Genomic DNA, 13,747 nt, shown 5'->3' on the forward strand with positions numbered 1-13,747 from the left:
CGTGTGGAAGGCCGCAGCGCGGCCTTCCACTTATCAAAACCACCCACACGCCCGAAACCTTGCTAAAGTCGTCATAAACCTGACGCTTTGGGGGAAGTTCCATGTCCGATTCTTCACGACAAGCCGACGATTTCGAAACCGCCGCAAAGGGCAGCCCAGAGCAAGTTGCCGAATTTGACGATCACCAACGCGGATTTGTCGGAACTGTTCAGCATTTTCTGCATGTGAACCCGTCGCTGGTCCCGCTGATTGTCCTTGTCGCTGCCATCGTCATCTTTGGTGTCTTGCTGGGCCCCAAGTTCTTTTCGCCCTTTGCGCTGACATTGATCCTCCAACAGGTTCAGATCGTCGGGATCGTGGCCGCGGCGCAGAGTCTTGTGATCCTGACCGCAGGCATCGACCTGAGTGTTGGGGCCATCATGGTGATGTCGTCGGTTGTGATGGGGCAATTCACTTTCCGCTATGGAATGCCACCTTCGGTTGCGATTGTGTGCGGCCTTGCTGTTGGCTCGGCAATCGGGGCTTTGAACGGGTTTCTGGTCAGTCGCATCAAGCTGCCGCCATTCATCGTCACCCTTGGCATGTGGCAGATCGTTCTTGCGGCGAATTTCCTTTATTCACAAAACGAAACGATCCGGTCGCAGGAGATCGAGGAACACGCCGCCATCCTGCAACTGTTTGGTGCCAAGTTTAACGTGGGCGGGGCGGTGTTTACCGTTGGTGTTGTCTTCATGCTGGCGCTGATCCTCGTCCTTGCATACGCGTTGCGGCACACGGCCTGGGGCAGGCATGTCTATGCCGTCGGGGATGACCCCGAAGCGGCAGAACTGTCTGGTGTCAACGTGCACCGTACGCTGATATCCGTGTACATGCTGTCCGGGCTGATCTGCGCCTTTGCGGGCTGGGCCCTGATTGGCCGGATCGGGTCGGTTTCGCCAACCTCGGGCCAGCTGGCCAATATCGAAAGCATCACGGCGGTCGTGATCGGGGGGATATCTCTGTTTGGCGGCCGCGGGTCTATTCTGGGGTCCCTGTTCGGTGCCCTGATCGTGGGCGTCTTTACGCTTGGGCTGCGGTTGCTGGGCGCAGATGCACAATGGACGTTCCTGCTGATCGGCATCCTTATCATCGCAGCGGTCGCGGTCGACCAGTGGATCAGAAAGGTAGCAGCCTGATGGAACCCATTCTCAAAGGACGGAACCTTGTGAAACGCTACGGCAAGGTGACTGCGCTGGATCACTGCGATTTTGACCTGATGCCGGGTGAGATTCTGGCGGTGATCGGCGACAATGGCGCGGGTAAGTCGACGCTGATCAAGGCAGTGTCCGGCGCAGTGACGCCAGACGAAGGCGATGTTTGGCTGGAAGGTCAAAAGGTGAATTTCCATTCCCCGATCGACGCGCGTGAAGCCGGTATTGAAACCGTCTACCAGACGCTTGCCATGTCCCCTGCCCTGTCGATTGCGGACAATATGTTCATGGGGCGGGAAATTCGGCGAAAGGGGCCATTGGGATCATGGCTTCGAATGCTAGACCGTCCGGCAATGGAAAAGTTCGCCCGCGAAAAGCTGAGCGAACTGGGTCTGATGACCATCCAGAATATCAATCAGGCCGTCGAAACCCTGTCGGGTGGACAGCGCCAGGGCGTTGCCGTGGCACGCGCGGCGGCATTCGGATCCAAGGTCATCATTCTGGACGAACCGACAGCAGCACTGGGCGTAAAGGAAAGCCGCAGAGTCCTTGAACTGATCCAGGATGTGAAATCACGCGGCATTCCGATCATCCTGATCAGCCACAACATGCCTCATGTTTTCGAAGTCGCAGACCGGATTCACGTGCACAGGCTGGGAAAACGCCTGTGTGTGATTGACCCCAAGGACTATTCGATGTCCGACGCCGTAGCATTCATGACCGGGGCCAAGGACGCACCGCCCGAGGATCAGGCTGCATGACCGGTGGCGGCACAGCCCCTGACGTTCTGGCCGACAGCATCGTCGACGCCGTTGAGGCGCTGCCGCCGGCCCGACACCGGCAACTTGTCGCGATTGCGGGCCCGCCCGGATCCGGGAAAAGCACCGTTGCCAGCCTTGCCACGGCCAAGCTGAACCGGCGCGGCGTGTCAGCAGGGCTTGTGCCAATGGACGGTTTTCACTTTGACAACGCGATCCTGAAGGAACGCGGGCTTTTCGCCCGCAAGGGCGCGCCGGAAACCTTCGATCTTGCCGGGTTTCATGCCTTGCTTGTGCGTTTGCGCACCGAAGATGAAGTTGCAATTCCGGGCTTCGACCGAAAGCTTGATCTGGCAATCGCTGCCCGATCAATGATCTCGCCTGATCAGCGGGTCGTTCTGGTTGAAGGCAATTACCTTTTGCTGGATGAACCGGGCTGGGTGGGCCTTCATCCCCTATGGGCGCTCAAGGTGTTTCTGGGCGTCGATCTGGCAACACTGGAATCCCGGCTCACCGACCGTTGGGTTGGGTTTGGGCTGGACAAACAGGCCGCAAGAGAGCGGGCGCTTTCAAACGACATTCCGAATGCCGAGCGGGTGATCCGGAACTCGGTACAAGGCGACCTGAACCTGTGACATCTTAGGGCGGGTCAGTCAGAGCGCCCGTGTCACCTGTCTAGTAGGTGGGCGGAACAAGACCGGCCTGAAACCACTTCACGAAAGACACGATAGAAAACACGGGCAGCCCTGTGGCGCGCTGAATATCGGGCGCGTAGGGGCACATATTCGTGCATTCCAGCACGATCGCGCCAAGATCGGTGTGTTCCGATGTCAGGGCCATTGCGGCTTCGACATTGTCCTTGCGGGCCAATTCCACATCAAGACCAAGCTCATTTCCAAGGATTGCGCGGGTGAACTCCGCCCCGCCTTCGGTTGTGCCGATAGGCGTGTCCAATGGAACATTGGCGGCCAGCAAGTGATCTTGGGTCAGAGTGGAGGCTGATATGGTCAGAACCCCGGCGCGTTTTCCCGCCGGCAGGATGCGGTTGACCATTTCAACCTGCATCAGGGACGATGTGGCCACCGGAACCGGGACCGCCTGGGCCAGCTCTTTTTGGAACAGCGACAGAAACCCGCAATTGGTGGTAATCCCGTCCACACCATCTTTGACAAGCTCCTGCGCCGCGTCGACGAACACGTCGAGCATGCCTTCGGCTTTGTGCCGGACCACCCGATCCGGCGAGGCATCACGCACAATGCGGTAGTGAACCGGAAAGGGCCAGGTCCGCGCGTTGCCCATATCGCCGGGAATGCGGGGAAAGCGGGCATCCAGCATCAGAATGCCGACAGACGCGCCGTAGATGGATTTTCCGCCCTGCGCGATCATCCCTCAACCTCCTCGATGATACGGGTCGAAATATCGTCCGACCCTTCCATGTAGATGTTCGAAATCCCGTGACGCACGGCATCCTGCACCTGATCCATACGCTTGGAGATATGTGCACCCAGAACCCGTGCCGCCTCATCCGCGTTCCGGTCCATCAAAGCCTGCATGACGCGTTTGTGTTCGTCCTTTGAGCGTTGCACGCGGTCCAGGCTCATGGAAATCCAACGGATATAGCGGATACGGTCGTTGATCCGCGTCAGGGTTTGCAACAGTTCCATATTCCCCGACAGCTTCGCGATACCCAAATGAAACGCCTCATCCCGGTTGACGGCTTCTTCGACAGTCAGACCGGTGATGTCGATGCCCGTTGCGTAAAGCTCATCCCGCAACAGCTGCAGGTCTTCGTCCGATGCCTTGGCACAGGCCGCACGCGCCGCCGCTGTTTCGATGATCTGGCGCAGTTCGAACAGGTCGAACACGCTTTGCGCGTCCAGCGGGCGGCAGAAAAAGCCTTGTCCGGGGCGGAAGTCGAAAAGCCGTTCGGCAACCAGACGGTTCAACGCCTCGCGCAGCGGGGTGCGGCTGACGCCCAGATCCCTGGACAACGCCACTTCGTTCAGGCGGTCGCCGGGGCGCAGGCGAAACGAAACCGCCATCGCCTTGACCTGATCATAGATATCATCGACGCGCGGACCCGCCATTACCCCTGCCCTTCTTCGTTTGAATCACAGGTGCCACACGTTGAGCTTGAATTCAATATACAAAACTGTATACAGACCTGAGTACAGATCTGACACAAGGGACTCGCGACCATGACAGGGACAAATTTTCTGACCGGAGCCGAAGCTATGGTGCGTATGCTCGAAGCGCATGGTGTGACGCATATGTTTGGTCTGTGCGGCGATACCACTTTACCCTTTTATGATGCCCTTGCCCGGATGGATCACAGCATTCAGCACATTCTGACACGGGACGAGAGGCACGCGGCCTATATGGCGGATGGCTATGCCCGCGTCACCGGCAAGCCCGGCGTGTGCGAGGGCCCGTCCGGTGGTGGTGCGACCTATATCTTGCCCGGAGTGGTCGAGGCCAACGAAAGCTCGGTTCCGATATTGGCAATCACGTCGGATGTGGCGACGACCAGCCGCGGTAAATACCCGTTGACCGAACTGGATCAGCCTGCGCTGTTCCGGCCTCTGGCCAAATGGAACACATCCCTCGACGACGCAGCGCGGCTTCCGGCCATGGTTCGGGCCGCCTTCAGGGCGATGACGACCGGCACGCCCGGTGCGACGCATCTGGCGCTGCCGTTTGACACGCAGAAGGGGCAGGTAGACGAGGCTGAAATCTGGGCGGATGACAGGCACCGCAGCTATCCCGCTGAACGGGCCGCACCTGACCCGGACGCCATTGAAGCAGCGGCAGCCATTCTTGCAGGGGCCAAATCCGCGGTTGCGGTCTGTGGTGGCGGGCCGGTCTTGTCCCGGGCGACCGATGCGCTGCGCCGGGTTGCAGGCCTGCTGGACATGCCCGTGGCCACGACCGTGTCGGGTCAGGGGTCCATTGCCGAGACCGACCCGCTTGCCCTGGGCGTTGTCGGGTCGAACGGGGGCATCCCGGCAACCCGCGCCGTCGTGGATCAGGCCGATGTCGTTTTGTTCATTGGCTGCCGCGCCGGTTCGGTTACAACGGAACGGTGGCGAAGCCCCGGACGCAGCACCACGATCATCCATATCGACAGCGATCCGATGGTGATCGGCGCTAATTACCAGACCGAAGTGGCGATCTGCGCCGATGCCCGTCTGGCGCTGGAGGCTTTGGCGCAGGCGTTGGAAGACCGGCAGGACCTGACCAGCCAAGGCGGAGCAGCCAAAGCCCGCGCCGCCTGGGAGGCCAAGAGGACCGCGTTCGCCCCGCTGGCCGCAAGTCGCGAGACGCCGATCCGGCCCGAGGCTGTCATGGCGTCCTTGATGGATATTCTGGATGACGACGCGATTGTCGTCGCCGACCCCGGCACCCCCTGCCCCTATTTCAGCGCATATTACCGCTGGCGGAAACCGGGGCGCCATTTCATCACCAACCGGGCACATGGAGCGCTGGGGTATTCGCTGGGCGCGGCCATGGGGGCACATGTCGGGCGGCCATCGGTTAAAACCCTGTCGGTCATGGGCGATGGCTCGTTCGGGTTCACCTGCGGCGAGTTTGAAACGATAGTCCGGCACAATATGCCAATCACTTCGATCGTCTTCTCGAACTCGGTCTTCGGATGGATCAAGGCTGGCCAGAATGCGGGATTTGGTCAGCGCTATTACAATGTTGATTTCAACCGGACGGACCACGCCGCTGTTGCGGCCGCCTTTGGCGTCAAATCCTGGACCGTCAAAGACCCCGAGGATCTGACGCGTGTGCTGAAACAGGCGATTGAGCACGACGGCCCAACACTTGTCGACATTCATTCACAACCGCTTCACGAAGCAGCCGCACCGGTTTCGGAATGGGTCGCGTAAGAGGCAATTGACGGGGTCAAATGGGCCAGAAATTCCTGCGCAATTGTGGACAGAGGGCGGCCCTTGGCCGTGATGATCGCAAGATCCAGCATGACTGGCGGCGCAAATGGGCGGGTCAGATACCCGCTCTCGTCGTCAAAGGTCACGGTAAAGGGGTCGATCATCGCGACCCCCATACCCTGTTTTACAAAGCTCAGCAGGTTTTCGGAAAGATGGGTGTGTATCTGGGTGCGCCATGTGTGACCGGATGTCTGAAAGATGTCGCGGGTCCGGCGATGGGTCTGATGTTCCGGCCCCATTACGATGAAGGGTTCGTTTTCCAATATCTCTGGCGTCAGAACGTCGTGCTCGGCCAAGGGACTGCCCTCAGGAAAAGTCGCGAGCGTTTCAAACTGAAACTCCTGATGGTTCAGTGTGTCATGCAGAATGGGCATCTCGACAATACCGATTTCAAACAGGCCCGAGATGACCCATTCCTGAATCTTGGATGAATATTGCGACTGAAAGCTGACAGACAGGTTCGGGCGCGTTTTGGCAAACCGCGCGATCTCGCGGGGCATGAAACCAAAAGACAACAGGTGCGGCGCGGCAACCTGCAACTGTCCGGGATGTTTGTTCTGCAGATCGGTTACGGCCTGCGCCACGTGGTCCAGCCCACGCACGACCGTGTCAACCTCGCGAAATAGCATCTCGGCCTCAGGTGTTGGCAGCAATCGGCCTTTTGTCCGTTCAAACAGAGGCAGACGCGCCTCGCGTTCAAGCTGTGCCAGAAGGTTGCTGATGCCGGGTTGCGATATCCCAAGAACCGAGGCCGCGCCGGTCACGGTTCCCGTTTCCATGATGGCATGAAAGGCCTGAAGTTGGCGAAAGCGCAGGGACAACGATTTTCACATCACTTTTTCTGATGAACTTACGAAAATATAGTATTTGAAATGATAGCCCGGTCAAGGCAGGCTTTCCCCATCGACAGGGGGCGAAATGAGCAATCTGGCACAGAAAATCATCGGTTATGACCTGTGGCATCTTGAACTGCCGGTCACATCCCGCCGGGATCACGGCATCGGATCGGTTGAAGGCGTTTGCGAAGTCGTCATCCTGCGCCTGACATCCGAAGACGGCACCCAAGGGTATGGCGAGGCATCGCCCTGGTCGGTATTCACCGGAACACCCGAAGCGAGTTTTGCCGCGCTGGACCGTTATCTGCGCCCTCACGTTCTTGGGGCATGCGTTGGGGATCGGGCCGCAATCATGGCACGTGCGGCTTACGCCGTGGCACATTGCACCGAAGCCAAGGCGGCGCTGGAAACCGCGCTGTTGGATTTGGCAGGCCGGATCAGCAATGTTCCGGTCTGGTCCTTGTTGGGTGGTCGCTTCCGCGACAGCATTCCGCTGAGTTGTTCCATCGCAAACCCCGACTTTGCCCAGGACATCGAACTATTGGCACGCCTGCGTGAGGATGGTGTTCGGATTGTCAAACTCAAGACCGGGTTCAAGGATCACGCCTTCGACATCATGCGGCTGGAGTACCTTGCCCAGAACGACCCGGAGCTCTCGGTCCGCGTGGACTATAATCAAGGGCTCAGCATTGATGATGCGCCATCGCAGGTGCGGGACGTCGCTCAGTTCAAACCGGATTTCATTGAACAACCTGTCCGCGCCCATCAGTTTGGCATGATGGCAAAGCTGCGGCAGATGACGGATGTTCCGCTACTGGCCGACGAAAGCGTCTTTGGCCCCGAAGACATGGAGCGCGCGGCCAGCGAAGGGATCTGCGACGGGGTTTCGGTGAAGATCATGAAGTCAGGCGGCCTGACCCGCGGGCAGACGGTTGCGCGCATCGCTGCGGCCCATGGCCTGACGGCCTATGGAGGTGACATGTTCGAGGCTGGCCTGGCCCATTTGGCGGGCACGCACATGATTGCCGCGACACCGGAAATCTCTCTGGGCTGTGAGTTTTATCAGGCGTCCTATTTCCTGAAAGAGGACATTCTGGAGCAGCCATTTCAGGTCAAGGACGGTCAGGTTTGCGTGCCTCAAGGCCCCGGACTTGGCGGCAGACCCGATCTGACCAAACTGAATCATTATGCGGTTGCCAAGGCGGTGACAGAATGACGGAAAAGAAAACCATAGCCATCATAGGGGCCGGAATTGTCGGCGTTTCGACTGCGGTTTGGCTGCAGCGGGATGGTCACAATGTGATCCTGATCGACAAGGCAGGCCCTGCCGAAGGTACCTCGCACGGGAATGGCGGGGTATTGGCCTCGTGTTCTATCGTACCGGTAACAGTCCCCGGATTATTGGGAAAAGCACCGAAGATGCTGCTGAGCCCCTCGCAACCGTTGTTCCTGAAATGGGGGTATTTACCAAAGCTTCTTCCGTGGCTTTGGAAATACCTCAGACATGCAAACGCCGCCGACGTCGAGAGGATCGCCGCTGCACTGACATCCATCGTTGGCGACAGTCTGAATGACCACAAGGCGCTGGCGGCCGGAACGGGGGCGGAAAAGTGGCTGGTTCCGTCAGATTACCTGTTTCTTTACAGGGATCGCGCACATTTTGAGGAAGATGCCTTTGGTTGGGATATCCGGCGCAGGAACGGGTTTCAGTGGGACGAATTGGAAGGTCACGCCTTCCATGAATATGACCCGGTTTACAGTCAGGGCATCGGATTTGCCGCCCGGCTTTCGGATCATGGCCACATCACCGACCCCGGCCGGTACGTGAAAGACCTTGCCGCGCATGTTGAGGCGAACGGAGGTCGCTTCATACGCGCAAATGTCGAAGATGTGGTTCGGGAAAACGGACATGTCACCGGTGTTCGGGCCGGTGGCGAGACAATTGCTTGTGACGCAGCCGTCGTGACGGCCGGGATCTGGTCGGGCCCATTGGCAAAGCGCTTGGGAGTTTCTGTTCCTCTTGAAAGCGAACGTGGTTATCATCTTGAATTGGTAGAGCCTTCCGCGATGCCGCGCAGCCCGGTTATGGTTGTTTCGGGCAAGTTCGTTGCGACACCGATGGATGGGCGCATTCGCCTGGCGGGCATTGTCGAGTTCGGAGGGCTGGATGCGCCGCCCTCGCGCGCACCATTCGAGTTGATGCGCAAAAATGCCCGGGTGGCGTTCCCGGGCGTGACATGGAAGGAGGAAGTGGAATGGATGGGGCACAGGCCCGCCCCGGCTGACTCGATCCCGGTCATTGGCGATGTGCCCGGTATCAAAGGGGCCTATATGGGCTTTGGGCATCACCATATCGGCCTGACAGGCGGGCCAAAAACCGGGCGCCTTCTGGCGCAGATGATTGCGGGCAGAACGCCAAATGTCGACATGAGCGTCTACGCGCCGTCACGATACGCAAAATAACAAACAAACCGGTGTAAAACGCCGGTGTTTCCAAATTCAACAGGGAGAAGAATGATGAAGAAACTGACGAACCTTCTGGCAGCAACTGCGCTGACTGCCACCGCTGCTGCACCCGCCATGGCCGAGAAATGGGACATGCCGATGGCCTATTCGGCGTCAAACTTCCACTCGGCCACGGGCGCGGAATTTGCCAAATGCGTCACCACCGGCACCGGTGGTGAGATTGAAATCGTCACGCACCCGTCCGGATCGCTGTTCAAGGGCGCCGACATCAAACGCGCGATCCAGACCGGACAAGCCCCGATCGGTGAGCGGCTGCTGTCAGGTCATCAGAACGAAAACGCATTGTTCGGGTTTGATTCCATCCCGTTTCTTGCAACTTCATTCGACGACAGCGCCAAGCTTTGGGAAGCAGCCAAACCTTCGATCGAAAGCCTGCTGGCCGAACAAAACCTGACACTGCTTTATGCAGTGCCGTGGCCGCCGCAGGGTCTTTATTTCAAAAACGAGGTGAACTCGGTCGCCGAGATGAAGGGTATCAAGTTCCGCTCGTACAACAACGCCACTTCGCGGCTGGCCGAGTTGACCGGGATGCTGCCGGTCACCATCGAAGCGGCTGAAATCAGCCAGGCTTTTGCAACCGGGGTCGCGGATTCAATGATATCGTCGGGTTCGACCGGATATGACCGCAAGGTTTGGGAAAGCCTGAACTATTTCTACGAGGTCGACGCCTGGCTGCCGCGCAACTACGTGATGGTCAATTCCGACGTCTGGTCTGGTGTGTCCGATGCCAACAAGAACGTCATCAAAGGCTGTGCGGAACTGGCGGAATATGCCGGGAACTGGCGCGCCAAGGAATACACCGGCTTTACGTTGCAAGGCCTGCGGGATGGCGGCATGACCGTCGGCCCGGCATCGGATCAGATGGTGCAGGAATTGAAAGAGATTGGCGTGACCATGACCAATGAGTGGCTGGAGGCCGCTGGGGACGAAGGCAAGGCCATCGTCGACGCCTTCAATTCGTCGCAGTAATCCTTTCGGAGCGGGCGGCAGCATATCCTGGCGCCCGTTTCATATCCAATCAGAACACAGCGGGGACGGCATGGCGGTTTTGCGAGGGCTTCGGTCCGTATTGGATTTCATTTATCTGGCGGCAGGGGTTCTGGCGGCGCTCAGCCTGATTGCCATATTGCTGCTGATCGTGGTGCAGATGCTGGCCCGCTGGACCGGCGAAGTGTTTCCCGGCGCACCGGACTATGCCGGTTATGCGATGGCTGCCGCCTCTTTTCTGGCTTTTGCCAACGCGCTGAACCGGGGCAGTCACATCCGTGTATCGATCCTGCTGAACGCAGTGCCGGACGGGGTGCGGCGCGTTCTTGAGGTTTGGTGTTTTGCCATTGGCACGGCTGTTATGTGGTATTTCTGTTGGTATGCCTATCGCTTTGTCTACTGGAGCTGGAAATTCAACGATGTCAGCCAGGGGCAGGATAGAACCGCCCTTTGGATCCCTCAATCCGCGATGCTGATCGGTGCCGTGATCCTTGCCATCGCCCTGACGGATCACCTGATCCATGTCCTTTTCCGCGGTGAACATCGGATCGTCCGCGATCTGGCCGATCAGAGCCACGGAGAGTAAGCGCATGGAAAATCTGGCCGTTATCATCCTCTTCCTCTTTGTGCTTTTTACCCTGTTGGGCACCGGTGTGTGGGTCGGACTGGCCCTGATGGGTGTTGCGTGGGTCGGGATGGAGCTGTTCACGACACGCCCCGTGGGCGACGTCATGATCACGACCATCTGGTCGGCATCGTCCTCGTGGACCCTGACCGCCCTGCCGATGTTCATCTGGATGGGCGAGATCCTGTACCGAACGCGATTGTCCGAGGACATGTTCAAGGGGCTGTCGCCCTGGATGGCCCCCCTGCCGGGTGGTCTGGTGCATACGAATATCGTTGGATGCACTGTCTTTGCAGCTGTCTCGGGGTCGTCTGCGGCAACCCTGACGACCGTCGGAAAGATGTCGATCCCCGAGTTGCGCAAACGCAATTACCCCGAGCGGATGATCATCGGTACATTGACCGGGGCTGCGACATTGGGGCTGATGATCCCGCCCTCGCTGACCCTGATCGTGTACGGGGTGACGATCAATGAATCGATCACCAAGCTGTTCTTTGCCGGCATCCTCCCCGGCCTTGTTCTTGCGGCGATGTTCATGGGCTATGTCGCGCTGTATTCCAAGCTGGGAAAGGACTGGAACCCGAATGACGAAAGCAAGCTGAGCTTTTCCGAGAAAGTCAAAAACTCACGCTTTCTGCTGCCTGTGATCCTGCTGATCACCGTTGTCATCGGGTCGATGTATCTAGGCTATGCCACCGCGACCGAAGCCGCCGCTTTCGGCGTGATCGGGGGGCTTTTGCTGGCCGCCGGTCAGGGGTCGCTGACCTGGAAGACCTTTACCGAAAGTCTGATGGGGGCCACGCGCACCAGTGCGATGATCGCCCTGATCCTTGCGGGGGCGGCCTTTTTGTCGCTGTCGATGGGGTTTACCGGCCTCCCACGCGGACTGGCCGACCTGATCGCCGGATGGGACCTGACACGGTTCGAACTGCTGATGGTCTTGCTGGTGTTCTACATCATTCTGGGATGCTTTCTGGACGGGATTTCTTCGGTCGTGCTGACCATGGCCGTGGTTGAACCGATGATCCGTGACGCCGGGATCGACCTGATCTGGTTCGGCATCTTCATCGTGGTTGTTGTCGAGATGGCGCAAATCACACCGCCAATCGGGTTCAATCTGTTCGTGATGCAGGGCATGACAAACCACGAAATGAGCTATATCGCACGCGCCGCGATCCCGATGTTCCTGATCATGGTATTGATGGTTTTCATCCTCATCTGGTTCCCGGATCTGGCGACCTGGCTGCCGGAAAATCTGCGCCAAAGCCCGGGCGGGTAGAACGGCCTTGAACCCGCTTCATCTGGCGGCGCGCCATGGCCCTCATGTTCTGATCGCCGGGCTGGCAGCTGGCCTTCTGCTCCCGTCTCTGGCCGAGCCGATGCGAAACCTGCTGCCACCTCTGGTCGTGTTATTGCTGTTCGTCACGGTCCTCAGGATGAACCCGGAAACCATTCTCGGGTCGCTGAGTGATCTGCAGAAAGTTGCATTCACAGTCATCGGGTTTCAATTCGTGATGCCGCTGATCGTGCTGGCCATCGGGTTCGCGGGCGGATGGACTGGAACGCCTGTCCTTTTGTCCCTGCTGATCATGGCGGCGGCCCCGTCCATTTCAGGCAGTCCCAATATGTGCCTGATGATGGGCCATCCGCCTGAACACGCGATGCGGCTGATGGTAGTGGGTACAGCCCTGTTGCCGCTGACCGCATTGCCCGTATTTCTGCTCATGCCCGAACTGGGGGATATTCAATCTGTCTTGCAGGCCGGGTTGCAATTGTTGCTGACCATCGTACTTGCAACCGGGGCTGCCATCGTCACCCGGCGCACAGTTCTGCGCGCACCCTCACCCGCGACGCTGCTGAATTTGGAGGGATTGGCGACACTTACCTTGGCCGTCTTTGTCATCGGGCTGATGCCTTCGGTCAGCGCCACGGCCCTGAACAACCCAGCCATTGCAACCTTCTGGATCGCGCTCGCCTGTCTGGCCAATTTCGGGGCACAAGCCGTTGCATTTCACCTGAGCCGAAACCGGCTGCCCGCAGACAAATCAACCGCGATATCGATCATCGCGGGAAACCGGAACATCGCCATATTCTTTGTCGCCCTGCCACCCGATGTCACCGCCCCGATCATGGCCTTCATCGGCGCGTATCAGATCCCAATGTACCTTACGCCCATGATCATGCGACGCCTTTATGGCAAGAACCACCTTCCCGCGTAACGGCTTCTGCGCTTCAGATCACCTAGTGGGTCTTAGGTGCAATCCCGGATCACAAAGTGCTTCGTCGTTTCCTCGATGACTTCCCAATAGCCGCGAAACCCATTCGGGATCAGAAAACTCGCCCCGTCGCGAAAATCCTGACGGTTGCCGTCTTCGTGGATCAAAGCGCAATGGCCTTTGACAATATAGCAATATTCGTCCTTGTCCGTGAACGCATGCCATTTTCCGGGCGTCGAGGTCCATGTGCCCGCAGACAACTTGCCGTCCGGACTGGTAAAATGCACCCCGATCTGGTGATGCGGATCGCCTTCGACAACGCGGTCCGGAAGATCGGCCAGGCGCCGTTCGCTGCTTGTTGCGGGCGCACCGAAGAGATTGAGGACCTGGGGTGTCATGACATAATACCTTCCTGCTGAGCGTGTGTTTCAAAGCAGCACGACCCTCCCGTCTGCGCGTTGAGGGCTCCCTTGGTGATGCGGGGGTCGTTGCCTTCGCTAAGGGCGATTATGGGACGGGTGGCCGGAGCGTTTTGCCGCAACAGCTCGACGGGTGTCAGGGTCAAGTGCTCCGGCCTCGTCCTGGGGTTATGCGCCCTGCGCCTTCATGTCATCGGCGCTGATGCCGGCGACGGCGACGGGTTTTTTCATTGCGTC

14 protein-coding genes are annotated in these 13,747 nt (G+C 58.7%); 10 read left to right on the forward strand and 4 right to left on the reverse strand.

Annotated features, from left to right (window positions below; translation table 11 throughout):
- The first annotated feature begins 101 nt into the window (after positions 1-101).
- From ACR0BZ_RS18165 to ACR0BZ_RS18175, 3 genes are read left to right on the forward strand one after another with little or no spacing between them, the layout of a single operon-like run.
- Positions 102-1,175, forward strand: a complete 1,074-nt coding sequence (locus ACR0BZ_RS18165; protein WP_209508213.1) for an ABC transporter permease — start codon at positions 102-104, stop codon at positions 1,173-1,175.
- Positions 1,175-1,951: an ATP-binding cassette domain-containing protein gene (locus ACR0BZ_RS18170; RefSeq protein ID WP_480484881.1), complete on the forward strand. Its 777-nt coding sequence runs from the start codon at positions 1,175-1,177 to the stop codon at positions 1,949-1,951. Before ACR0BZ_RS18165 ends, ACR0BZ_RS18170 begins: the two co-directional genes overlap by 1 nt.
- The gene (locus ACR0BZ_RS18175) at positions 1,948-2,583 is read left to right on the forward strand and encodes a nucleoside/nucleotide kinase family protein (RefSeq protein ID WP_480920936.1); all 636 of its coding nucleotides are present in this window, start codon (positions 1,948-1,950) and stop codon (positions 2,581-2,583) included. The genes ACR0BZ_RS18170 and ACR0BZ_RS18175 overlap by 4 nt, the downstream gene beginning before the upstream one ends.
- A 40-nt stretch (positions 2,584-2,623) precedes the next feature.
- Here ACR0BZ_RS18175 and ACR0BZ_RS18180 read toward each other — a convergent pair whose 3' ends face one another.
- On the reverse strand, positions 2,624-3,334 hold the full coding sequence (locus ACR0BZ_RS18180) for an aspartate/glutamate racemase family protein (protein WP_480920937.1): 711 nt from the start codon (positions 3,332-3,334) through the stop codon (positions 2,624-2,626).
- A complete protein-coding gene (locus ACR0BZ_RS18185) occupies positions 3,331-4,035 on the reverse strand; it encodes a GntR family transcriptional regulator (RefSeq protein WP_480920938.1) in 705 nt (234 codons plus the stop codon). Before ACR0BZ_RS18185 ends, ACR0BZ_RS18180 begins: the two co-directional genes overlap by 4 nt.
- A gap of 111 nt (positions 4,036-4,146) precedes the next feature.
- On the opposite strand from ACR0BZ_RS18185, the gene ACR0BZ_RS18190 reads away from it, so the two are divergent.
- Positions 4,147-5,841 (forward strand): thiamine pyrophosphate-binding protein, encoded by a 1,695-nt coding sequence (locus ACR0BZ_RS18190; protein WP_480920939.1) that lies wholly within the window; start codon positions 4,147-4,149, stop codon positions 5,839-5,841.
- On the opposite strand, the gene ACR0BZ_RS18195 is transcribed toward ACR0BZ_RS18190, so the two are convergent.
- On the reverse strand, positions 5,802-6,722 hold the full coding sequence (locus ACR0BZ_RS18195; RefSeq protein ID WP_480920940.1) for a LysR family transcriptional regulator: 921 nt from the start codon (positions 6,720-6,722) through the stop codon (positions 5,802-5,804). The genes ACR0BZ_RS18190 and ACR0BZ_RS18195 overlap by 40 nt on opposite strands.
- Positions 6,723-6,819: 97 nt before the next feature.
- Here ACR0BZ_RS18195 and ACR0BZ_RS18200 point away from each other — a divergent pair, with 97 nt between their 5' ends.
- From ACR0BZ_RS18200 to ACR0BZ_RS18225, 6 genes are all read left to right on the forward strand, one after another.
- Positions 6,820-7,953, forward strand: coding sequence for an enolase C-terminal domain-like protein (locus ACR0BZ_RS18200; protein WP_480920941.1), 1,134 nt, complete (start codon positions 6,820-6,822; stop codon positions 7,951-7,953).
- Positions 7,950-9,200: an NAD(P)/FAD-dependent oxidoreductase gene (locus tag ACR0BZ_RS18205; protein WP_480920942.1), complete on the forward strand. Its 1,251-nt coding sequence runs from the start codon at positions 7,950-7,952 to the stop codon at positions 9,198-9,200. The genes ACR0BZ_RS18200 and ACR0BZ_RS18205 overlap by 4 nt, the downstream gene beginning before the upstream one ends.
- Positions 9,201-9,254: 54 nt before the next feature.
- Positions 9,255-10,232: a TRAP transporter substrate-binding protein gene (locus ACR0BZ_RS18210; RefSeq protein WP_480484889.1), complete on the forward strand. Its 978-nt coding sequence runs from the start codon at positions 9,255-9,257 to the stop codon at positions 10,230-10,232.
- Positions 10,233-10,302: 70 nt separating this feature from the next.
- Complete coding sequence (locus ACR0BZ_RS18215) at positions 10,303-10,836, forward strand: TRAP transporter small permease (RefSeq protein ID WP_267365461.1); 534 nt, start codon at positions 10,303-10,305, stop codon at positions 10,834-10,836.
- Positions 10,837-10,840: 4 nt separating this feature from the next.
- Positions 10,841-12,154: a TRAP transporter large permease gene (locus ACR0BZ_RS18220; protein ID WP_480489259.1), complete on the forward strand. Its 1,314-nt coding sequence runs from the start codon at positions 10,841-10,843 to the stop codon at positions 12,152-12,154.
- Positions 12,155-12,161: 7 nt separating this feature from the next.
- Entirely contained in the window at positions 12,162-13,094 is a 933-nt protein-coding gene (locus ACR0BZ_RS18225; protein WP_480912095.1) for a hypothetical protein, read from the forward strand.
- 32 nt (positions 13,095-13,126) lie between these two features.
- Here the strand turns inward: ACR0BZ_RS18225 and ACR0BZ_RS18230 are convergent, their stop codons facing one another.
- Positions 13,127-13,489 (reverse strand): cupin domain-containing protein, encoded by a 363-nt coding sequence (locus tag ACR0BZ_RS18230; RefSeq protein ID WP_480477495.1) that lies wholly within the window; start codon positions 13,487-13,489, stop codon positions 13,127-13,129.
- Between the last annotated feature and the right edge of the window lie 258 nt (positions 13,490-13,747).

Source organism: Ruegeria sp. P8 (genome assembly GCF_056534665.1).

Bases quoted from the DNA above. Each gene is read 5' to 3' on its own strand.
- ACR0BZ_RS18165 (WP_209508213.1), top strand. From the start codon at position 102: ATGTCCGATTCTTCACGACAAGCCGACGATTTCGAAACCGCCGCAAAG.
- ACR0BZ_RS18170 (WP_480484881.1), top strand. From the start codon at position 1,175: ATGGAACCCATTCTCAAAGGACGGAACCTTGTGAAACGCTACGGCAAG.
- ACR0BZ_RS18175 (WP_480920936.1), top strand. From the start codon at position 1,948: ATGACCGGTGGCGGCACAGCCCCTGACGTTCTGGCCGACAGCATCGTC.
- ACR0BZ_RS18180 (WP_480920937.1), bottom strand. From the start codon at position 3,334: ATGATCGCGCAGGGCGGAAAATCCATCTACGGCGCGTCTGTCGGCATT.
- ACR0BZ_RS18185 (WP_480920938.1), bottom strand. From the start codon at position 4,035: ATGGCGGGTCCGCGCGTCGATGATATCTATGATCAGGTCAAGGCGATG.
- ACR0BZ_RS18190 (WP_480920939.1), top strand. From the start codon at position 4,147: ATGACAGGGACAAATTTTCTGACCGGAGCCGAAGCTATGGTGCGTATG.
- ACR0BZ_RS18200 (WP_480920941.1), top strand. From the start codon at position 6,820: ATGAGCAATCTGGCACAGAAAATCATCGGTTATGACCTGTGGCATCTT.
- ACR0BZ_RS18205 (WP_480920942.1), top strand. From the start codon at position 7,950: ATGACGGAAAAGAAAACCATAGCCATCATAGGGGCCGGAATTGTCGGC.
- ACR0BZ_RS18210 (WP_480484889.1), top strand. From the start codon at position 9,255: ATGAAGAAACTGACGAACCTTCTGGCAGCAACTGCGCTGACTGCCACC.
- ACR0BZ_RS18215 (WP_267365461.1), top strand. From the start codon at position 10,303: ATGGCGGTTTTGCGAGGGCTTCGGTCCGTATTGGATTTCATTTATCTG.
- ACR0BZ_RS18220 (WP_480489259.1), top strand. From the start codon at position 10,841: ATGGAAAATCTGGCCGTTATCATCCTCTTCCTCTTTGTGCTTTTTACC.
- ACR0BZ_RS18230 (WP_480477495.1), bottom strand. From the start codon at position 13,489: ATGACACCCCAGGTCCTCAATCTCTTCGGTGCGCCCGCAACAAGCAGC.